The following is a 19,083-nucleotide window of genomic DNA, read 5'->3' as shown; positions in this document are numbered from 1 at the left end:
AAGTTCAGCGGGGCAGCGCCAGCGCCTGAAAGGCTGGGGTGGCGATGACGCGGTAAGCGTCGGCATCGGCATCGCGCAAGATGAACAACGCCGCCAGATCGTGACGGCGGGCGTAGGCCAGGCCGTCCGTTTCGCCCAGCACTGTCAGCACCGTGGCCAAGGCGTCGGCCTGCATGCACACCGGGTGCAGCACGGAGACGGATGCGACGTTGTTGCGCACGGGCTGGCCGGTGCGCGGGTCAATGGTGTGGGCATAGCGCGCGTCGCCGCTGCCAGCGTGGCGGCGGTAGTCGCCTGATGTGGCGATGCTGCGGTTTTCCAGCGGCAAGGCTAGCACGTGGTCATCGCTGGCGTCGGGCACTTCAATCGCCACGCGCCAGGGCTGCCCATCGGGCCGCAGGCCGCGCGCACGCAATTCGCCGCCCACTTCCACCAGGTATTGCGAGATACCCAACGCGTCCAGCGCCATCGCGGCGCGGTCCACGCCGTAGCCTTTGGCGATGGAAGACAGGTCGATATACGCGCCGCCCGGTTGCCACGCGGCTTGGGCGGCGGCGTCCAGCGTCACGCGCTGCCAGCCGCAACGGGCGCGGGCGGCGTCGATCGCAGCAGAAGAGGGCGGTTCGAATGCGCGTTGGTGCGGACCAAAGCCCCATGCGTTCACAAGCGGCCCCACGGTGGGGTCGTAAGCGCCGCCGCTGTCTTCCGCCAGCGCCAGCGCGTGGCGCAGCACATGGAAGAAGCCGTCGGGCAAGGCCCGCCAGCCGGGCGCCGCTTGATTGAAACGCGTGATGTCCGAGTCCGCTTCCCACGTGCTCATCTGCGCCACCACCTCGTCCAGCGCGGCCTGGATGGCGCGCCGCGCGGCGTCGCTGCCGCAGCCGGCGGGCAACGCCATGCGCGCGGACCAAGTCGTGCCCATGGTCGCGCCCGCCAGCGCGGCAAGCTCGGGCAGCGGCGCGGGCATGGTGCCGTAAGCCACGCGGACGACGGGAGCCGCCGCGCCGCGTGGCGCGTAGGAAGGGGGCGTGGACACGCGTGTCCGCTTAGGGTTGCAGCACTTCGACGGTGCCGGCGTACGACAGGCGGCGCTTCTTCGCTTGCGGCACGGTGACCTTCGCGTCTTCCAGACCGGCTTCAATCCAGTACAGGCCCGGCTGCGCCCACTTCACTGCGAACTTGCCGTCCTTGTCGGTCTTCAGCTTGATTTCGCCGACCTTGTCGCGATAGCGGCTGCCGCCCGGCACGACGTTCAGTTCCAGTTCGGCGGCGGGCTTGCCGTCAATCAACATCTGGAACGTGGCTTCTTCGCCCGTGAACAGGTCGTTGGGATGCGTGACCGGCGCAAGCTCCAGGCCACGGCCCACCGGCTTGACCGGCGTGGGCTTGCCCGCCGTCACGAACGTTTCGACGCGGCCCAGGCTTTGCGACACTTCCAGCTCTTGCGCGTTGGCCGGCACGGCTTGGGCCATGCCTTCCACCTTGCCGAAGTAGCGCTTGTTCTTGCCGTCTTCTTTCCAGCGTGCGAACACGCCGTCGTTGACGACCGCCACGCGGTAGGTGCCGCTTTGCTTCAACTGCAAATCAAACGTGCTGCGCAGCTTGCCGCGGTTCAGGTTTTCGGCTTCGGCGGCGCTGCCATCGGGCGCGACGACGGCCAGGCCGTCCAGGCGCAGCGGCGCGTGGTTGAAGTAGAACTTGTCGTTGCCAACAGCGGCATCGACGGTGATCCAGCTGTCGGTGCCCGACAGCACGGTGGACGACGGCACCATCCACACGTCATGCGCGTGGGCGGCGAAGGGCAGGCACAGCGCCAGGGCGGCGGCCAGTTTGGCGGCGGATTTCATGGTTGCGCTCCTTGAAGGCGTGTAGGGGGGCATCAGGGTTTGAGGTCGAGCGCGATCGCGCCCAATTCGTGTTCGCCGCGCACCGTCAGTTGCTCAGCCTTTTGCGGCGGCCACTGGAAGGGAATGCGCAGCAGCTCGCGGCCGCCGACTTCGCGGGCGGCTTCAACCACCACGGCGTACTGGCCGGGCTTGAGCGCGGCCAAGGGCTTGGACGCCGCATCAAAGCTCAGGGCATGCTTGCCCACGGGCTTGGTCGCGCCGCTGACGCCGTCCACCGGAAACTGCTGGTTGCGGCCGCTGCGGCGCCACCATTGGCGCATGTCTTTCAGCCACTCGGTGCCTTCGTTGTTCTTCTTGGCCACGTCGTACCAAACGGCCAGATCGGTGGCGACGCTTTGGTCGGGGTTCTCGATCCAGATCGCCACATACGGGCGGTGGTACTCGGCCACATCCAGGCGCGGCACCTCGATGGATACGCTGATGTCGGCCGCGTTGGCCGTTCGGGCGATGGCGCCGGCCAAAACGGCCGACAACAACAGTTTGCGCATGGAATTCTCCAGGGGCGGATCGATGGAATCAGTGGATGAAGAGCAGGGCCAGAACCACGGGGATCACGACGCCCAGCCCCACCATGGGCCAGGTCGCGCTGCGGTTACCGGCGTGCATCTTGAGCAGCACCAGTCCGGTCAGCGAAAAGACCAGACAGGCGACGGCGAAAATATCAAGGAACCAGCTCCACGCCAGGCCGGTGTTGCGGCCCTTGTGCAGATCGTTCAGGTACGACACCCAACCGCGGTCGGTGCGTTCGTATTCGACTTCGCCACTGGCCCGGTCGATGGACAGCCAGGCGTCGCCACCGGCGCGCGGCAACGACAAATACACCTCGTCGGCGGACCATTCAGCGGTTTTGTTGGCGGTGGCGGCATCCAGCGTGTCGTCCAGCCATTGGGCAACGGACGCGGGCAGCGGCGCCTTTTTTTGCCCGGCGGGGGCGGTCAACTGCTTCAACACGGGCTCGGGCAACTGCGCCTGGCGGGTGGCGACCACCGCCTTCGATTCAATGTGCGACGCGTTGTTCAGCGTGAGGCCGGTGATGGCGAACAACAGCATTCCCAGCAGGCACAGGGCCGAGCTGATCCAGTGCCATTGATGCAGCGTTTTGAGCCAGTAGGCGCGACGCCGGGGAGTAGGTTGACTGTCCATGCGGGATTCGGTTTGAAGCGGCGGATTCTAACATTTAATGAGAATTACTCTTATAAAAGACCGCATTAACGCGCCGGCAAAGCGAAGAAGAAGATTTCAATCCATTTCTAAGCACGTCGTCAGGTGCAAGACGCCGCCCGGCGATAAGATAGGCCACTTATTTTTTGCTTCGTCCTTGCTTTTCGTCCTTGCGTCGTTCCTGCTTCGTTCTTGCCAAGTCCCTGGTATATCCACACGCCCATGTCCGTCTACCAAACCCTGATTCCCCTGAATTTTCTGGCCGTGGGCCTGGGCGCCGTCTTGGGCGCGTGGGCGCGCTGGCTGGTCAGCCTGTGGTTGAACGTGGAGTCGTGGCCATGGGGCACGTTCGCGGTCAATCTGGCGGGCGGGTATCTGGTGGGGCTGGTGCTGGCGCTGGTGGCCGGGCATCCGGAATGGCCCGCATGGGTGCGGCTGGGCGTCATCACCGGGTTCATGGGCGGGCTGACCACGTTCTCGACCTTCTCGGCCGAAACGGTCGCCATGCTGGAACGCGGCGCGTATGGCACCGCGCTGAGCTATGCGGGGTTGAGCCTGATCGGGTCGTTGGCGCTGACGGCGGCGGGTCTGGCTACCGCGCACTTGCTGCGCTGAGCCGGCGGCGGACGGGCGTCCGCCGCACGGGCCCAGGCATTGATACGGTCAGCTGGCGTGCGGGTTCAGCACGCGGGCGGCTTGCAGGCCGCTGCGTACCGCGCCTTCCAACACGCCGGGGTAGCCGGTGTCGGTCCAGTCGCCGGCCAGGGCCAACGTCGGCCACGGCGTGGTGTTTAGTGGACGGGTCAGGCCCGGCACCGCGGCGAAGGTGGCGCGTTTTTCAATCAGCAATTCCGCTGCCGACACCTCTGGCATGGCCGGCAGGCGCGCGGGATGGCGCGCTGCCTGTTCCGCCACCTGGTCGATCAGCGCTTCGATCACCTGCTGGCGATTGCGTTCGGCGATGCTGGTGGCGGCGCTGGCCACCACCGCCAGTTCGCCCGAATTGGCGTCACCCGCCAATTGCGCGCGGTCGAATAGCCATTGGCCGACGTGGCCGCGGGCGGCTTCTTCACGCAGCATCATCATGGGTTCGGGCAGCCGCCACGGTTCGGCCAGCCGCAGGTTCAGGGTGGCGATGGGCAGGTAGTCGAACGCTTTCAGGGCTTCTAGCAGGCCGGTCGCACCGGCTTCGCGCAAGGGGGCGTCCAGCAGGCGCGCGGCGTAGGTGGGCGGCACGGCCAGCACGGCGGCGTCAAAGCGTTCCTGGTTGACGACGATGCCGTCATCCGACGGATGCAACTGGCGCACGGTGCTGCCGTAGCGCATCGTGACCTGGCGCGCGGCGGCGTCGGGCCACAGCGCGGACAGGTCGGTGCAGGGCAGCAGCAGGTCGCTGTCTTCACGCACGCCGGCCAGGCTGTCGCGCAGCACGCGGGCAAACAACGTGGCGCTGGCCGTGGCCGTGGGCGTGTTCAGCGCGGCCAGGCACAGCGGTTCCCAGATTTGCCGGATCAGCACATCGGATTGCGCGTGATAGTGCAGCAATTGCAGCACCGTCCAGTCGCGCGGCGGCGACCACGACATGGCTTTCAAGCCGCGCATCAGCCGCAGCGAGGCAAAGCGGTCGGACCACGACAAGCCGCGCGCGCGCAGGATGGCAATCGCCATGTGCAGCGGAGCGGGCAGGCGGGGGGCAGACAGATGGAAGCGGCCGTCCAGGCTGGCCAGCCGCAACGGGCGGCGCATCAGCAGCGCGTCGGGGTTGCGGCCCACGCGGCGCATCAGCGCCAGCGTTTGCCGGTAGGCGCCCGACAACAGATGCTGGCCGTTGTCCAGCGGGGCTTCAAAGGCTTCGTGGAACACGCGGCGGGCGCGGCCGCCAGGCGTGTGGCCGGCTTCGAATACGGTGACTTTGGCGCCGGCTTCACGCAGGGCCACGCTGGCCGCCAAGCCAGCCCAGCCCGCGCCGATTACCGCCGCCTTCACCGCGCCAACCGGCGGACCAGTCCGCGTCCGCCGCCCACCCAGGTTTTCCAGGCCAGCCACAGTTTGCGCAGCGGCGTGAGCGAGATGCGCTGATGCAGCACCTGCCAGTTGTCGCGCTCGATCTCGTCAAGCAGCGCGTAATAGATCGCCGCCATCATCAGCCCAGGGCGTTGCGACCGGCGGTCAACTTCGGGCAGATTGCTCATGGCCTCGCGGTAAAGCTCACGGGCGCGGTCGGCCTGGAACTTCATCAGCGCGCTGAAACGGTCCGAGTATTCGCCGTTCAGAATGTCCGAGGCCTTGACCTCGAACTGCTGCATGTCGTTCACCGGAATGTAGATGCGGCCGCGGCGCGCATCGTCGCCAACGTCACGGATGATGTTGGTCATCTGGAACGCCAAGCCCAGCTTTTCAGCGTAGACCAGCGTCTTGGGATCGCTGTAGCCGAACACGCCAGCCGAGAGTTCGCCCACCACGCCAGCGGCGTGCCAGCAGTATTTGCGCAGGCCAGGCCAGTCCAGATAGCGGGTCTGGTCCAGATCCATTTCCATGCCATCGACCACAGCCAGCAGGCGCTCGCGGGTGATCGAACAGCTTTCCAGATGCGGCTGCAACGCGCGCGTCACGGGGTGATCGGGCTTGCCGTCGAACATCTGGTCGACCTGCGTGCGCCACCACGCCAGCTTGATGCGCGCCAGCGACGGGTCGGTGCATTCGTCCACCACGTCGTCCACTTCGCGGCAGTAGGCGTACAGCGCCGTGATCGCGCGGCGGCGTTCGGGGGGCAGGAACAGGAATGAGTAGTAGAAGCTGGAACCGCTTTTCGCGGCCTTTTCCTGGCAGTATTCGTCAGGGGTCATAGATAGGCAGGGCCTGTTACTTGATAGAGCGCCACAGCATGATGGCCCAGTCTTTGGCGCCCAATTCGGGGCGATTCATGAATACATCGTAGCTGCTTGCCTCGATACGCTCCAGCACGCGCAGCCCGCCTTGCACCACCAGGCGAAGCTCCAGGCCGATGCGGCCCGGCAGGCGGCGCGCCAGCGGAGCGCCGAAGTGTAGCAGCGCTCGCGTGCGTTCGACCTGGAAGGCCATCAACTCGCGCCACGCGGGCGTCAGGCGGCAGGCGGCCAGGTCGTCATCGGTGACGCCGTGGCGGCGCAGGTCTTCCTGTGGCAGGTAGACGCGATGCTTGTGCCAGTCCACCCGCACGTCCTGCCAGAAGTTCACCTGTTGCAGCCCGGTGCAGATGGCGTCGCTTTCGGCGATGTCCTGCGGGCTGGTGGCATTGAACAGATGCAGCATCAGGCGGCCAACCGGGTTGGCCGAGCGCGTGCAATAGTCGGCAAGCGACGCGTAGTCTTCGTAGCGTTTGACGGTGATGTCCTGCTCAAAGGCGGACAACAGGTCGTAGAACGGCGTGATGGGCAACTGGTGCTGGGCGATGGTCTTGGCCAGCGGCGTGAAGACGTCCGACAACGGCGGCAGGCCGGGCGGGGGCACCGTGCCGGGCTCCGCGCCAATGCGGTGCAGCTCGGTGCGGTAGGCGGCCAGCTGCGCCAGACGTTCGGCGTCAGACGCGCTGCCTTCGTCGGCGATATCGTCCGCCGAGCGGGCGAACCGGTAGATATCGGTCACGGCGCCGCGAAGCCTGCGCGGCAGCAGCAGCGAGGCGACGGGAAAGTTTTCGTAGTGATCGATGGACATGGATAGCGGTGCAGATCGGGTCCGGTGGACCGTGTTCGACGCATTTTAGAGTAGTCGCTTTTTTGGGCGGGGCGCTATCCCCGTCAGGGCGTACCGGCGAGGGCATCCCTGCGAGGGCATCCCTGCGAGGGCGTCCCTGCGAGGGCGTCCCCGCGAGGGCGTCGATCAGTTAGACTTAAGCGCCACAGGATCTCACACCATGCCGCGCCCCATATCAGCCACTGTTTCCGTCTCCGCGCTTGCGCACAATCTTGCCACCGTGCGCCACCATCTTGAACAAACCGCCGCCGCCGCGTCCGGCCTGCCGCCCTCCATCTGGGCGGTCATCAAGGCCAACGCGTATGGACACGGCATTGAGCAAGCGGTCACGGGGTTCTCCAAGGCGCAAGGCCTGGCGATGCTGGATCTGGACGAAGCCGTGCGCTGCCGCGAAGCCGGTTGGGGCGGCCCCATTCTGCTGCTGGAAGGGTTCTTCAAGCCGTCCGACCTGGATCTGGTCGACCGCTACCATCTCAGCACCACCGTACACAACCGCGAACAGCTGGACATGCTGGCGCGCGCGCGTTTCACCCGCCGCGTGGACGTCATGCTGAAGCTGAACAGCGGCATGAACCGCCTGGGCTTCAGCCCCGCCGCCTATCCCGCCGCCCATGAACGCGCGATGCTGCTGCAACAGCAGGGCACGCTGGGTTCGGTGGGCAAGATGACGCACTTTGCCTGCGCGGACGGCCCCCAAGGCGTGACCGAGCAACTGGCCGTGTTTAATTCGGTGACGCATAAGATGCCGGGCGCAATCAGCGTCTGCAACTCGGCCGCCACCTTGCGCTTTGCCGACATCGCGGTCAGCACCCCGGCGCAAACCCATTGGGTGCGCCCGGGCATCTGCCTGTACGGCGCGTCGCCGTTCGCGGATGCTGAAGCCACGTCGTTCGGCCTGAAGCCTGCCATGACGCTCAGCTCCGAGATCATCGCGGTGCAAGAGCTGAAGGCGGGCGATTCGGTGGGCTACGGCGCCATCTTCCGCGCCGAACGCCCCATGCGCGTGGGCATCGTCGCCTGCGGCTACGCCGACGGCTACCCGCGGCACGCCACCACCGGCACGCCGGTTGTCGTGGCCGGCATCCGCACCCAGCTCTTGGGCCGCGTATCCATGGACATGCTGATCGTCGACCTGGACCCGATTCCCGCCGCGGGCGTCGGCGCGCCCGTCGTGCTGTTCGGCGAAGACGGCCCGTCGGTGGACGAAGTGGCCATGGCCGCCGGCACCATCGGCTACGAGCTGCTGTGCGCACTGGCGCCCCGCGTACCCGTCACCCGCGACGCCTGAACGCGCTGATTTCGCCGCCTGCCGTCCCGGGCGGCAGGGTGTCCGCCGGGCAAGATTTGCTACGCAATTTACAAGACAGCCATCTCAGGATGGTGTCTACTGGGAACACCGGGCGCCCAAGCGCCCGTTTTTGACCAAGCAAACAGACTACGAGGTTTCGATCCATGAAGGACAAATGCGTGCTCATTACGGGTGCCACCAAGGGCATAGGCTGGGCGCTGACGCAGCGGCTGTCCGACATGGGTTGTCATGTGGTGGGCATCGCGCGCAACACGACGGATGTCGATTTCCCCGGTTATCTGTACGCCTGTGACCTGGCCGACGCTGGCCGCACCGAAGAAGTGCTGCGCGAAATCCGCGAGAAATTCCCCGTCGACGCCGTCGTCAACAACGTCGGCATCGCGTCGCCGCAACCGCTGGGTGAAATTGATCTGGCCACGCTGTACAACGTGCTGGACTTGAACGTGCGCGTGGCGGTGCAAGTCACGCAGGCCTTTATTGAATCCATGAAAGTGCGCCGCGCCGGCCGCATCGTCAACGTCGTCAGCCGCGCCATTTATGGCGGCCTGGACCGCACTGCGTATTCCGCCGCCAAGAACGCGCTGGTCGGTTGCACCCGCACCTGGGCGCTGGAGCTGGCCGAGTATGGCGTCACCGCCAATGCGGTGGCCCCCGGCCCGATCGAAACCGAAATGTTCCGCGCCACGCGCCCGGCTGGCAGCGAAGGCGAAAAGCGCGCGCTGGCTTCCGTGCCCATGAAGCGCCTGGGCACGCCGGCCGAAGTGGCCGCCGCCATCGCCTTCCTGCTGTCCGATGACGCGGGCTTCATTACCGGCCAGGTGCTGGGCGTGGATGGCGGGGGCAGCCTGGGCGGTCGTTCCTGATTGCGTTCCGTCGGCCCCAAGAGAAAAGCGCACAAGGTGCGCTTTTTTTATTCGTGAATACCGCGGTCAGTACGGACCTTTGCCCGCTGCCACCGGCTTCACATCCTTGAATTGCGCCGCCAGGTTTTCGGCGGCGCGCGCCAGCAGAATGGCGTCCACGCCCACGGCCACAAAGGTGGCGCCCAATTCCAGATAGTGCTTGGCTTGCGCCACGCCGCCGTGCAGGATGCCCGCGGCCTTGCCCGAGCGCACGATGCGGGTGATGGCGTCGTCGATGGTCTTCAAGACCTCGGGGTGGTCAGGCTGCCCCAGGTAGCCCATGCCCGCCGACAGGTCGGCCGGGCCGATGAAGGCGCCGTCCACCCCTTCCACCGCCAGGATCTCATCCAGCGCGGCGAGGCCGGCCGGCGTTTCGATTTGCACCAGCACGCACATCTGGTCGTTCGCGCGCTCCAGGTAATTCGGGATGCGGTTCCAACGCGACGAACGCGCCAGCGCGCTGCCCACGCCACGAATGCCTGCGGGCGGATAGCGCACGGCGGCCACCGCCGCGCGCGCTTCGTCGGCGGACTGAATCATCGGCACCAGCAAGGTCTGCGCGCCGGTGTCCAGAATCTGCTTGATCTGTACCGGGTCGTTCCAGGCGGGGCGCACCACGGCGGCTACCGGGTAAGCGGCCACCGATTGCAGTTGCGACAGCGTCGTCTGCAAGGTGTTGGGGGCGTGTTCGCCGTCAATCAGCAGCCAGTCAAAGCCGGCGCCGGCGACGATCTCGGAGGTGTAGGCGCTGGCCAGCCCGGCCCACAGGCCGATCTGGGGTTGGCGGTCGCGCAAGGCTTGCTTGAAGGTGTTGGTCAGGATGTCCATGGACGGCATGCCGTGTTAGATGAAATGACAGTTGACGGAACCCAGCACGCCGTAGTCGACATTGAAGGTGTCGCCGGGCCGGGCTGCGATCGGGCGCGTGAACGAACCCGACAAAATGATCTCCCCGGCTTCCAGCGCCACGTCGTGGGCGGCCAGCTTGTTAGCCAGCCATACTACGCCATTGGCCGGGTGATTCAAGACGCCTGCGGCCACGCCGGTTTCCTCGATGACGGCGTTGCGCGACAAGATGGCGCCCACCCAACGCAAGTCCAGCTCGCCGATCTTCACGGGCCGACCGCCCATCACCACGCCCGCGTTCGCGGCGTTGTCGGCGATGGTGTCGAACACCTTGCGCGGGCGCTGCGTGGCGGGGTCGATGCCGTGTGAGCGCGCGTCGATGATCTCAAGCGCCGGGATCACGTAATCCACCGCGTCATACACCTGGAACAACGTCACGTTCGGGCCTTGCAGCCGCTTGCCCAGCACAAACGCCAGCTCGACTTCCAGGCGCGGCAGGATGAACCGGCTTGCGGGAATGTCGCTGCCATCGGCAAAGAACATATCGTCCAGCAGCATGCCGAAATCGGGTTCGTTGATTTGCGATGCCTGCTGCATGGCGCGCGACGTCAGCCCAATCTTGTGCCCGCGCTTCACGCGGCCTTCTGCCAGCTTGATGTCCATCCACGCGCGCTGAATGGCGTACGCGTCGGCGATGGTGATGTCCGGGTGTTCCAGTGAAATCTGGCCGATCTGCTGCCGGCTGCGTTCGGCGTCGTGCAGGCGCGCGGCAAGGTTGCGCACCGTTTGGGTGTCTAGCATGGGGTGTCCTGTAGAGGGCTCACGAGGGGTAGGGAACAAGCGTGTTGACCAGCCGGCCGATGCCTTCGATTTCAGTGACAACTTCGTCACCCGGCGCCACATTGACGATGCCGTCGGGCGTGCCGGTCAGGATCAGGTCGCCCGCGGAAAGCGTCATGAAGCTGCTGAAGTATTCGATCAGGGCGGGTACGTCGAACACCATGTCGCGCGTATTGCCGCGTTGGGTTTCGACGCCGTTGACGGTGGTGCGCAGATTCAGGTTCATGGGGTCTGGCACGTCGTCGCGGTCGACCAGCCAAGGGCCCAGTGGCGTGCAGGTGTCGCGGCTTTTCACGCGCAGGTTGGGGCGATACCAGTTTTCCAGGTAGTCGCGCAGCGCGTAATCGTTGGCCACCGTGTAGCCCGCCACGTAGTCGTAGGCTTGATCGCGCGAGACGCCGCGCGCCGTTTTGCCGATCACGACAGCCAGCTCGCATTCATAGTGCATGAAGCCGACGTCGGCCGGGCGCAGCGTTTGCGCGCGGTGCCCGACGAAGGTGTTGGCCGCCTTCAGAAAGCCCAAGGGTTCGTCGGGCGCCTTGAAGGCCAGCTCTTTGGCATGGTCCGCGTAATTGATGGCCAGCGTGAAGGTCGTGCGCGGTTCGATGGGCGGCAGCCACGTCACGGCGTCTTCGGCCAGGACGCGGCCGTCGGCCAGGCGGACGTGGCCGGGCTGCGCTTCGGTGGCGGCGTGGATAGCGCCTTCATAGGCGATGCGTGCGTGTTTCATGGATTCGTCCTTAAACCGTGGCGGCGGCCAACGCGTTGCCCAACGTGCCAACCTGCGCGATGCGGATGTCGTAGCGCTGCCCGGCGCGCAGGCGCGGCGCGTCGTGCGGCGTGCCAACCAGCAGCATGTCGCCCGCCTCAAAGCTCATGAACTGCGTCACGTCGGCGATCAGGCGGGCAACGGGGCGGACCAGGTCGGCGGTGCTGGCGCGCTGCGCGACCACGCCATCCACCCACACCTCGATGTCGAGCGCGTCGGGGTTGGCAATGGCAGAGGCGGGCGCCAAATCACGGCCAATAGGGCAGAATCCGTCGCGGCATTGCTGTTTGAGGGCGGGGCGGAAGTAGCTCGCGTGCGGCACAGACAAATCGGCCACTACGCGATACCCCGCCACCACGTCCAACGCTTCCGACTCGCTCAGCCGTGTTGCGCGGCGTGCGAACACCACGCCCAAGGTGGCGCCCACTTGCACTTCAGTGATGTCCGCCGGCAGCGTGATGACGTCGCCGTCTTGCGCATAGGTGTTTGCGGGTTTGATGTAGAGCACGGGCGCCTTGGGCGCGGCCTTGTAGGGCGGGGCGTCCACGGCGCTGCCCAAGGCGGCCAACGCTTGCCGCGTGTTCAGCGCCGCACCCACCACGCTGCGCGGCGGCGCGGCGAGCGCGGCACTTGTCTGGGCGGCTCTGGCCGCCAGATAGTCGCGGTAGTTGTTCAGCTTGTAGTTCAGCACGGGGTCTGCCTCTTCGATCTGCATCGAAATCCCCAAGGGGCGCGCGGCCATCTGCGGCGCCAGCACCGTGGTCAGCGCCTGGAAAACGCGTTCACCCAGCGCGGCCTTTTGCGCGTCGTTGCGGCCATGTCCGATGCGCAGCACCACATGGACGAACGCATTGTCTGGGTGGCCATCGACGATCAGGCAATCATCCACCCGCAAGGCGCGGGTGCGGGCGCCGGCCAACGGAAACAGGCTGCCGTCACCCACGGCGGCAGCCTGTACGGTGCGCATCAGGGCGCGCGTATCCAGGGCCAGATTGCCCGAGTACTCAATCCAGATATGGGGCATGGGGTCTCCCGCACAATATTGTTAGCATGTTAATTAGCATAATGAAATCCGGAGTGAGCGGCAACGGGGCTGCAACGGGGCTGCAACGGGGGCGGCAACCGAGGAGCAACCGTGCCGCAACGCCAAATGCGAGCAACCCCGCTTGCCCTCCGCTAGTGGTTTTCAGACGTTGACAGCCTGCCTTTCGCCGGCATAATGTTAACGTGTTAATTAAAAAGTGGCGGCCATCACCGCCGAGCACGGGACGAGGAGCCGCGATGAGCATCAAGCACTGGATCAATGGGGAGCAGGTCGACAGCCAAGACCGCTTCATTACCTACAACCCGGCCACGGGCGACGCCATCGACGAAGTGGCGTCGGGCGGCCAGGCCGAAATCGACGCCGCCGTGTCCGCCGCGGCGGCCGCCTTTCCAAAATGGGCCAACACGCCCGCCAAGGAACGCGCGCGGCTGATGCGCCGGCTGGGCGAACTGATCGACCAGAACGTGCCCATGCTGGCCGAACTTGAAACGCAGGACACCGGCCTGCCGATCTCGCAAACCCGCAAGCAGCTGATTCCGCGCGCCTCCGAGAATTTCAATTTCTTCGCCGAGGTCTGCACGCGCATGAACGGGCATACCTATCCCGTCGATGACCAGATGCTGAACTACACGCTGTACCAGCCGGTGGGCGTGTGCGCGCTGGTGTCGCCGTGGAACGTGCCTTTCATGACGGCCACGTGGAAAACCGCGCCATGTCTCGCGCTGGGCAATACGGCAGTGCTGAAGATGTCTGAACTCTCGCCACTGACGGCAGATCAGCTGGGCCGCCTGGCCCTTGAAGCCGGCATCCCCGCCGGCGTGCTGAACGTGGTGCAGGGCATGGGCGCAACGGCGGGCGACGCGTTGGTGCGCCACCCCGGCGTGCGCGCTATCTCGTTTACCGGTGGCACCGTCACCGGTAAAAAAATCATGACCAGCGCCGGCGGCATCAAGAAGTTCTCGATGGAACTGGGCGGCAAGTCGCCCGTGCTGATCTTTGATGATGCCGATGTCGAGCGCGCGCTGGACGCCGCGTTGTTCACCATCTTTTCGTTGAATGGTGAACGCTGCACGGCGGGCTCCCGCATCTTCGTCCAAGAAACCATCTACGCCGACTTCGTGCGCAAATTCGCCGCGCGCGCCGAACGGCTGGCGGTGGGTGACCCGATGAATGACGCCACGCATGTGGGCGCGATGATCACGCGCCAGCATTGGGAAAAGGTAACGGGCTACATCCAGCTGGCCGAGCAAGAGGGCGCGCACATCCTGGCCGGTGGCGCAGGCAAGCCGGCCGGGCTGCCGGCGCATTTATCGGGCGGCAACTTCGTGCGCCCGACCGTGCTGGCCGACGTCGACAACCGCATGCGTTGCGCGCAGGAAGAAATCTTCGGCCCCGTTGCCTGCCTGATCCCGTTCAAGGACGAGGCCGAAGGCTTGGCGCTGGCCAATGATGTCAAATACGGCCTGGCGTCCTACATCTGGACAAGCGACATTGGCCGCGCCCACCGTCTGGCGCGCGGCATCGAGGCCGGCATGGTGTTCATCAACAGCCAGAACGTGCGCGACTTGCGTCAGCCGTTCGGCGGCACCAAGGAATCCGGCACGGGGCGCGAAGGCGGCGAATACAGCTACGAGGTCTTCGCCGAAATCAAAAACGTCTGCGTGTCGATGGGCAGCCACCACATACCGAAATGGGGCGTTTGAGCCCCTGCACCAAGGAGACAACCATCATGGGCAAGCTTGCGCTGGCGGCGAAAGTGACGCACGTGCCGTCGATGTATCTGTCGGAACTTCCCGGCAAGCACCACGGCTGCCGCGAGGCCGCCATCCAGGGCCACCGCGAAATCGGCCAGCGTTGCCGCGATCTGGATGTGGATACGATTGTGGTGCTGGACGTGCACTGGCTGGTGAACGCGGGCTATCACGTGAACGCCAATGCGCGCTTTGCGGGCCGCTACACCAGCAACGAACTGCCGCACTTCATCAAGGACATGGACTACGCCTACGGCGGCAACCCTGAACTGGGCCGCCGCATCGCCGAATGCGCCAACGCGGCGGGCGTGGGCACGCGCACGCACGAGATCGACAGCCTGGAACTGGAATACGGCACGCTGGTTCCCATGCGCTACATGAACGGCGACGGCCGTTTCAATGTGGTGTCGGTGGCGGCATGGTGCGCCTGGCATGGTCTGGATGAAAGCCGGCGCTTCGGCGCCGCCTTGCGTCAGGCGATCGAAGCCAGCGATAACCGCGTCGCCGTGCTGGCCAGCGGTTCGTTGTCACATCGGTTCAACGACAACAACAGCCCAGAAGCCGCCATGCACCAGATCAGCCGCGAGTTCCATCGTCAGGTGGATCTGCGGGTGGTCGATCTGTGGCGCCAGGGGGATTGGAAGACGTTCTGCGCCATGCTGCCGGAGTACGCCGAGCTGTGCGTGGGCGAGGGCGGCATGCACGACACGGCGATGCTGCTGGGCTTGCTGGGGTGGGACGCTTACGACAAGCCGGTGGAGATCGTCACCGATTACTTCACCAGCTCCGGCACGGGGCAGATCAACGCGATCTTCCCGGTGCCCGACTGAGTTTCAGCCTTCGTCGGCATCGCGCGATGCCGGCGTATTCTGCTTGATCAGGTCGACCATGGTGTCGACGTCGCGGTACAGGCGGTCAAGCAATTCCTTGCCGATCTTGGCTTCGATCTCTTGGTACTTCGCATCCACGTGCGGACGCATCCGGTCGATCAGCTTGTTGCTCTTGGGGGTCAGCGAGATTTCCTGGCGGCGCTGGTCGGCGCTGGAGCGCACGCGCTTGATCAGGCCTTGTTCTTCCATGCCGGCCAGCATGCGGGTCAGGCTGGGGCTAAGGATCTGACAGCTGCGCGCGATCTGGTTCGGTTCCATCGAGCCGACTTCGCTCAAGGTGCGCAACACCCGCCATTGTTGTTCGGTGACGCCGGCCGCGTGCAATACGGGTCGGAAATGCGCCATCAGGGTTTCGCGTGCGTAGAGCAGCAGGTGGGGAAGATTGCGGTGGTGGAAGCTCGGACTCATGGCGGCTATGTTAGCAAGAAGCCACCCTTTTTTTGACCACTGTTTCTTGATCCTGAACGGCTTGCGGCGGGGATGCAACACGGCCCCCGGCGCCGCCGTAATGGGCGGGGCCGGGGGCCGGATCAAGGACGTAAGGTCAGGACGGAAGGTCAGGCCGTGAGTTCGAGCCGTGAGTTCGGGCCGTGAGCTCAGGCCGGGTTTTGCTGGGCCAGTTCCTGAAGGTCGTCAGGCAAGGTCAGGTCGGGCGCGCCTTGCTGCAATTCGCGCAGCGCTTGCACGGCGTCGTCCTGCTGGTCGTTCTGCATCAGCGACCGGATGTGAGCCACGCGAGCCTCGATATCTTCTTCGCTGAACGCGACGACGTCGGTGGCCGTCGCCTCGGCGGGCTGTGCCGTACCGGCGGCAGCGGCTTCCGGGGCCGGAGCCACTTGAGCCGCCTGGCTCTGGATGGGCTCGGCCGTTGACTCCGACGCCGATGCGGAAACAGAAACGCGCTGGGTGACGGCGGGCGCTGGGGATTTTCCGGCCAGCGCATCGGTCAGGGCGACGGGGGGCGGCGAACGTTCGGCGCTGGTGCCAACTTCATGCGGGGCGACAAGCTGCGCGTTCAGCTCGGGGGCGTCGGCGCTTTCGCGCATGTCCGTCCAGGCGAACAGGCCCGCCACCATCGCGGCGCATGCCGCTGCAGCCCAGCCGGGGTGCCAGCTGTGGCCAGGGTGCCAGGCTCGGCGCACCGCGGCGTCAAGTTCGGGACTGCTCCCGGGTCTGGGCTTACGGTACAGGGCGCGCAGATCCCGTTCATCGTCTTCATCGAAAGGGGGGCGATAGGTAATGCTCATGCGCGTACTCCTCGCGCATACGCCCGGTGGGAGGACGTATTCGCGTTTGACCTTTGCTGGGCGCCGCGCCGGTGGTCCGGCGATCTCGTCGGGGCTGGGGTCTTGTTCCGGTTTATGCGGCTTGTGAGAAGCAGGCCGCGCTGCATCCGTCGATTATGCGCGATTTGCGGGATTCCGGCAGGGAATTTCTTCTATTTGCATGATGTAACTTTGGCCCGTCCCTAATACTGAAAGCAGAATGACAGACTCGTGCCCCGCAGCACGTCAATGTGGCCGTTCAATGCGCATTTTGGTCCCGGTTCTGCGCCCCGGGACGCGAGGGTTGCCAGTACACTTTCGCGCATGGCCAAATCCCGAACCGTATATGTGTGCGCCGACTGTGGCGGCACGACCCCGAAGTGGCAGGGCAAATGCCCGCATTGCAACGCCTGGAACACGCTGGAAGAAACGGTGGAGTCGTCGTCGCCCGCCGCGTCCGCCCACCGCTATGCCCCGCTGGCCTCGGCCAGCCCGGTGCGCAGCCTGTCCGAAATCGAAGCCCGCGAAACGCCGCGCCAGCCTACCGGCCTGGACGAATTTGACCGCGTGCTGGGCGGCGGTCTGGTGGCCGGCGCCGTGGTGCTGATTGGGGGGGACCCCGGCATCGGCAAATCCACGCTGCTGCTGCAAGCGCTGGCTTCGCTGTCCGAGACCACGCCCGTGCTGTACGTGACGGGCGAAGAGTCCGCCGAGCAGGTCGCCTTGCGCGCCCGCCGCCTTGACTTGCAGACCGGCAACGTCAATCTGCTGGCCGAGATCCGGCTGGAAGCCATTCAGGCTGCCGTGTCCGAGCAGAAGCCGACCGTTGCCGTTATCGATTCCATTCAAACCCTGTACAGCGGTGAACTCAGCGCCGCGCCGGGCTCCGTGTCGCAGGTGCGCGAGTGCGCCGCGCAGTTGACGCGGCTGGCCAAGCAGACGGGCATCGCCATCGTCATGATCGGCCACGTCACCAAAGACGGCGCGCTGGCGGGTCCGCGCGTGCTCGAACACATCGTGGATACGGTGCTGTATTTCGAAGGCGATACGCATTCGTCGTTCCGCCTGGTGCGCGCCTTCAAGAACCGTTTTGGTGCAGTGAATGAACTTGGCGTCTTCGCCATGACCGACCGCGGTCTGCGTGGCGTGGCCAACCCGTCCGCGCTGTTCTTGTCGCAACACGAACAGCAGGTGGCCGGTTCCTGCGTGATGGCCACGCAGGAAGGCACGCGCCCGCTGCTGGTTGAAATCCAGGCATTGGTCGATAGCTCGCACGCGCCCAACCCGCGCCGGCTGACGGTCGGGCTGGAAGGCAACCGGCTGGCGATGCTGCTGGCCGTGCTGCACCGGCACGCGGGCGTCACCACGTTCGACCAGGACGTGTTCGTCAACGCCGTGGGCGGCGTGCGCATCACGGAGCCCGCGGCCGACTTGCCGGTGCTGCTGGCCATCATGTCGTCGTTGCGCGACAAGCCCTTGCCGCGTGGCCTGATTGCATTCGGTGAAGTGGGGCTGGCAGGTGAGATCCGGCCCGCGCCGCGCGGCCAGGAACGTTTGCGCGAAGCCGCCAAGCTGGGCTTTTCGATTGCACTCATCCCCAAGGCCAACGCGCCGCGCCAGCCTATCGAGGGTCTGGAGATCTGGGCGGTGGACCGCCTGGACGCCGCGCTGGACAAGCTGCGCTGATCGGGAGCATGTTGTGAGTCTGTTAGTGATCGCCGCGTGCCTGGCCGCGGGTGGCCTGATTGGTTTCATGGGCGGCGTGCTGGGCATCGGGGGCGGTCTTATCGCCATTCCCGCGCTGGTGCTGTTGATGGGCATGTCGCAACAACTGGCGCAAGGCACCGCGCTGATCATGGTGTTGCCCGCCATCACGATGGCGGTGCGCAAGTACAACCAGCAGACGCGCATCGACAAGCGCGTGGCCGCCGCAGGTGCGGCGGGCGCCGTGCTGTTCACGTGGGTGGGCGCGCGTTTGGCGCTGGGTATCGACTCCAGTGTCTTGCGACGAAGCTTCGCCGTGTTCCTGTTCTTCATCGCCTTGTTCTATGTGTGGCAGACGTGGCGCGCGGGCCGCGTTGCCGCCGGCAATCAGAAACACAAAGAAAAAGCGGCAACGCAAACGCAAAAGCCAACGCGTGCAGCGCCTGCTTTCACGCCCCGTCGTGCGAGCGTCTTGGGCATGTTGTGCGGCACCTTGGGCGGCTTCTTTGGGGTGGGCGGCGCAGTGCTGGCGGTGCCCATCATCACGTCGGTCTTCCGGCTGCCGCAGACCACGGCGCAGGCGCTCGCGTTGAGCATGGTGATTCCGGGTTCCACGATTGCGCTCATCACCTACGGATGGGCGGGTCAGGCGAACTGGATGGTGGGCCTGCCCATGGCGATTGGCAGCTTGCTGTTCGTGCCGGTTGGCGTGCGCTTGGCGTACAAGCTGCCTGAACGCAAGCTGAGAGCCAGCTTCGCGCTGATGCTGTTCGCCACCGTGGCGTTGCTGGCGTTTGAAAGCTGAGTGCGGCGCTGTATTAACACCCCCTGTATTAGCAAACGTTAGCGTCCGAAAGTTTGTGGTTCCGCGTTGAACCTTCCGCGTGCCGGCTCTTCAAACGGAGTACGGGGTAAGCGGCGATGTTGCCGCCCCGTGTCGGATAGGCTTTTAGCCTTGCACA

At 65.5% G+C, this 19,083-nt stretch carries 20 protein-coding genes; 7 read left to right on the top strand and 13 right to left on the bottom strand.

Going from position 1 to position 19,083, the window contains the following annotated elements; translation table 11 throughout:
* Positions 1–4 precede the first annotated feature (4 nt).
* The 4 genes from HV765_RS08605 to HV765_RS08590 form a co-directional block, all read right to left on the bottom strand.
* Positions 5–967, bottom strand: a complete 963-nt coding sequence (locus HV765_RS08605; RefSeq protein WP_175169566.1) for an FAD:protein FMN transferase — start codon at positions 965–967, stop codon at positions 5–7.
* 79 nt (positions 968–1,046) lie between these two features.
* A complete protein-coding gene (locus HV765_RS08600; protein WP_175169393.1) occupies positions 1,047–1,847 on the bottom strand; it encodes a DUF4198 domain-containing protein in 801 nt (266 codons plus the stop codon).
* 32 nt (positions 1,848–1,879) lie between these two features.
* Complete coding sequence (locus HV765_RS08595) at positions 1,880–2,395, bottom strand: DUF2271 domain-containing protein (RefSeq protein ID WP_054424901.1); 516 nt, start codon at positions 2,393–2,395, stop codon at positions 1,880–1,882.
* Between the two features lie 28 nt (positions 2,396–2,423).
* Positions 2,424–3,050 carry a PepSY-associated TM helix domain-containing protein gene (locus tag HV765_RS08590; protein ID WP_175169392.1) on the bottom strand — a complete coding sequence of 209 codons (627 nt, stop codon included), beginning with the start codon at positions 3,048–3,050 and terminating at the stop codon, positions 2,424–2,426.
* A 240-nt stretch (positions 3,051–3,290) separates the two neighbouring features.
* Between HV765_RS08590 and crcB the strand changes: the two genes are divergently transcribed.
* Positions 3,291–3,683 (top strand): fluoride efflux transporter CrcB, encoded by a 393-nt coding sequence (gene crcB / locus HV765_RS08585; RefSeq protein ID WP_054424905.1) that lies wholly within the window; start codon positions 3,291–3,293, stop codon positions 3,681–3,683.
* A gap of 48 nt (positions 3,684–3,731) precedes the next feature.
* Here the strand turns inward: crcB and hpnE are convergent, their stop codons facing one another.
* From hpnE to hpnC, 3 genes are read right to left on the bottom strand one after another with little or no spacing between them, the layout of a single operon-like run.
* Positions 3,732–5,054, bottom strand: coding sequence for a hydroxysqualene dehydroxylase HpnE (gene hpnE, locus HV765_RS08580; protein WP_054424906.1), 1,323 nt, complete (start codon positions 5,052–5,054; stop codon positions 3,732–3,734).
* Positions 5,051–5,914 (bottom strand): presqualene diphosphate synthase HpnD, encoded by an 864-nt coding sequence (hpnD, locus tag HV765_RS08575; RefSeq protein WP_054424908.1) that lies wholly within the window; start codon positions 5,912–5,914, stop codon positions 5,051–5,053. The genes hpnE and hpnD overlap by 4 nt, the downstream gene beginning before the upstream one ends.
* A gap of 16 nt (positions 5,915–5,930) precedes the next feature.
* The gene (gene hpnC, locus HV765_RS08570; protein WP_054424909.1) at positions 5,931–6,761 is read right to left on the bottom strand and encodes a squalene synthase HpnC; all 831 of its coding nucleotides are present in this window, start codon (positions 6,759–6,761) and stop codon (positions 5,931–5,933) included.
* Between the two features lie 199 nt (positions 6,762–6,960).
* On the opposite strand from hpnC, the gene alr reads away from it, so the two are divergent.
* Positions 6,961–8,088, top strand: coding sequence for an alanine racemase (gene alr, locus HV765_RS08565; protein WP_054424911.1), 1,128 nt, complete (start codon positions 6,961–6,963; stop codon positions 8,086–8,088).
* Between the two features lie 164 nt (positions 8,089–8,252).
* Positions 8,253–8,972 (top strand): SDR family oxidoreductase, encoded by a 720-nt coding sequence (locus HV765_RS08560; protein ID WP_054424913.1) that lies wholly within the window; start codon positions 8,253–8,255, stop codon positions 8,970–8,972.
* Between the two features lie 66 nt (positions 8,973–9,038).
* Here HV765_RS08560 and hpaI read toward each other — a convergent pair whose 3' ends face one another.
* From hpaI to HV765_RS08540, 4 genes are read right to left on the bottom strand one after another with little or no spacing between them, the layout of a single operon-like run.
* Positions 9,039–9,839, bottom strand: a complete 801-nt coding sequence (gene hpaI / locus HV765_RS08555) for a 4-hydroxy-2-oxoheptanedioate aldolase (protein ID WP_175169391.1) — start codon at positions 9,837–9,839, stop codon at positions 9,039–9,041.
* A gap of 15 nt (positions 9,840–9,854) precedes the next feature.
* Positions 9,855–10,658, bottom strand: a complete 804-nt coding sequence (hpaH, locus tag HV765_RS08550; protein WP_175169390.1) for a 2-oxo-hept-4-ene-1,7-dioate hydratase — start codon at positions 10,656–10,658, stop codon at positions 9,855–9,857.
* A 19-nt stretch (positions 10,659–10,677) separates the two neighbouring features.
* Entirely contained in the window at positions 10,678–11,427 is a 750-nt protein-coding gene (locus tag HV765_RS08545) for a fumarylacetoacetate hydrolase family protein (RefSeq protein WP_175169389.1), read from the bottom strand.
* Positions 11,428–11,437: 10 nt separating this feature from the next.
* Complete coding sequence (locus HV765_RS08540; protein ID WP_175169388.1) at positions 11,438–12,490, bottom strand: fumarylacetoacetate hydrolase family protein; 1,053 nt, start codon at positions 12,488–12,490, stop codon at positions 11,438–11,440.
* 257 nt (positions 12,491–12,747) lie between these two features.
* On the opposite strand from HV765_RS08540, the gene hpaE reads away from it, so the two are divergent.
* Positions 12,748–14,214, top strand: a complete 1,467-nt coding sequence (gene hpaE, locus HV765_RS08535) for a 5-carboxymethyl-2-hydroxymuconate semialdehyde dehydrogenase (protein ID WP_175169387.1) — start codon at positions 12,748–12,750, stop codon at positions 14,212–14,214.
* Between the two features lie 26 nt (positions 14,215–14,240).
* Positions 14,241–15,092 carry a 3,4-dihydroxyphenylacetate 2,3-dioxygenase gene (hpaD, locus tag HV765_RS08530; RefSeq protein ID WP_054424925.1) on the top strand — a complete coding sequence of 284 codons (852 nt, stop codon included), beginning with the start codon at positions 14,241–14,243 and terminating at the stop codon, positions 15,090–15,092.
* Between the two features lie 3 nt (positions 15,093–15,095).
* On the opposite strand, the gene hpaR is transcribed toward hpaD, so the two are convergent.
* The gene (gene hpaR / locus HV765_RS08525; RefSeq protein ID WP_175169386.1) at positions 15,096–15,560 is read right to left on the bottom strand and encodes a homoprotocatechuate degradation operon regulator HpaR; all 465 of its coding nucleotides are present in this window, start codon (positions 15,558–15,560) and stop codon (positions 15,096–15,098) included.
* 188 nt (positions 15,561–15,748) lie between these two features.
* Complete coding sequence (locus tag HV765_RS08520; RefSeq protein WP_175169385.1) at positions 15,749–16,399, bottom strand: hypothetical protein; 651 nt, start codon at positions 16,397–16,399, stop codon at positions 15,749–15,751.
* Positions 16,400–16,741: 342 nt separating this feature from the next.
* Between HV765_RS08520 and radA the strand changes: the two genes are divergently transcribed.
* Both radA and HV765_RS08510 read left to right on the top strand, forming a co-directional pair.
* Entirely contained in the window at positions 16,742–18,103 is a 1,362-nt protein-coding gene (gene radA, locus HV765_RS08515; protein WP_054424929.1) for a DNA repair protein RadA, read from the top strand.
* A 13-nt stretch (positions 18,104–18,116) separates the two neighbouring features.
* Positions 18,117–18,926: a sulfite exporter TauE/SafE family protein gene (locus HV765_RS08510; RefSeq protein WP_054424932.1), complete on the top strand. Its 810-nt coding sequence runs from the start codon at positions 18,117–18,119 to the stop codon at positions 18,924–18,926.
* Positions 18,927–19,083: the final 157 nt, after the last annotated feature.

It is taken from the genome of Achromobacter kerstersii, assembly GCF_902859595.1.
Classification (GTDB): Bacteria; Pseudomonadota; Gammaproteobacteria; order Burkholderiales; family Burkholderiaceae_B; genus Achromobacter; species Achromobacter kerstersii.
The sequence above is the reverse complement of the archived record's forward strand: the minus strand, read 5'-3'. Positions and strand labels throughout refer to the sequence as shown.

Coding starts and splice junctions, on each gene's coding strand:
- HV765_RS08605 (WP_175169566.1), bottom strand. CDS start 967: ATGCCCGCGCCGCTGCCCGAGCTTGCCGCGCTGGCGGGCGCGACCATG.
- HV765_RS08590 (WP_175169392.1), bottom strand. CDS start 3,050: ATGGACAGTCAACCTACTCCCCGGCGTCGCGCCTACTGGCTCAAAACG.
- HV765_RS08595 (WP_054424901.1), bottom strand. CDS start 2,395: ATGCGCAAACTGTTGTTGTCGGCCGTTTTGGCCGGCGCCATCGCCCGA.
- hpaH (WP_175169390.1), bottom strand. CDS start 10,658: ATGCTAGACACCCAAACGGTGCGCAACCTTGCCGCGCGCCTGCACGAC.
- hpaD (WP_054424925.1), top strand. CDS start 14,241: ATGGGCAAGCTTGCGCTGGCGGCGAAAGTGACGCACGTGCCGTCGATG.
- HV765_RS08560 (WP_054424913.1), top strand. CDS start 8,253: ATGAAGGACAAATGCGTGCTCATTACGGGTGCCACCAAGGGCATAGGC.
- hpaI (WP_175169391.1), bottom strand. CDS start 9,839: ATGGACATCCTGACCAACACCTTCAAGCAAGCCTTGCGCGACCGCCAA.
- hpnC (WP_054424909.1), bottom strand. CDS start 6,761: ATGTCCATCGATCACTACGAAAACTTTCCCGTCGCCTCGCTGCTGCTG.
- crcB (WP_054424905.1), top strand. CDS start 3,291: ATGTCCGTCTACCAAACCCTGATTCCCCTGAATTTTCTGGCCGTGGGC.
- radA (WP_054424929.1), top strand. CDS start 16,742: ATGGCCAAATCCCGAACCGTATATGTGTGCGCCGACTGTGGCGGCACG.
- HV765_RS08600 (WP_175169393.1), bottom strand. CDS start 1,847: ATGAAATCCGCCGCCAAACTGGCCGCCGCCCTGGCGCTGTGCCTGCCC.
- HV765_RS08545 (WP_175169389.1), bottom strand. CDS start 11,427: ATGAAACACGCACGCATCGCCTATGAAGGCGCTATCCACGCCGCCACC.
- hpaR (WP_175169386.1), bottom strand. CDS start 15,560: ATGAGTCCGAGCTTCCACCACCGCAATCTTCCCCACCTGCTGCTCTAC.
- HV765_RS08540 (WP_175169388.1), bottom strand. CDS start 12,490: ATGCCCCATATCTGGATTGAGTACTCGGGCAATCTGGCCCTGGATACG.
- alr (WP_054424911.1), top strand. CDS start 6,961: ATGCCGCGCCCCATATCAGCCACTGTTTCCGTCTCCGCGCTTGCGCAC.
- HV765_RS08520 (WP_175169385.1), bottom strand. CDS start 16,399: ATGAGCATTACCTATCGCCCCCCTTTCGATGAAGACGATGAACGGGAT.
- hpnD (WP_054424908.1), bottom strand. CDS start 5,914: ATGACCCCTGACGAATACTGCCAGGAAAAGGCCGCGAAAAGCGGTTCC.
- hpaE (WP_175169387.1), top strand. CDS start 12,748: ATGAGCATCAAGCACTGGATCAATGGGGAGCAGGTCGACAGCCAAGAC.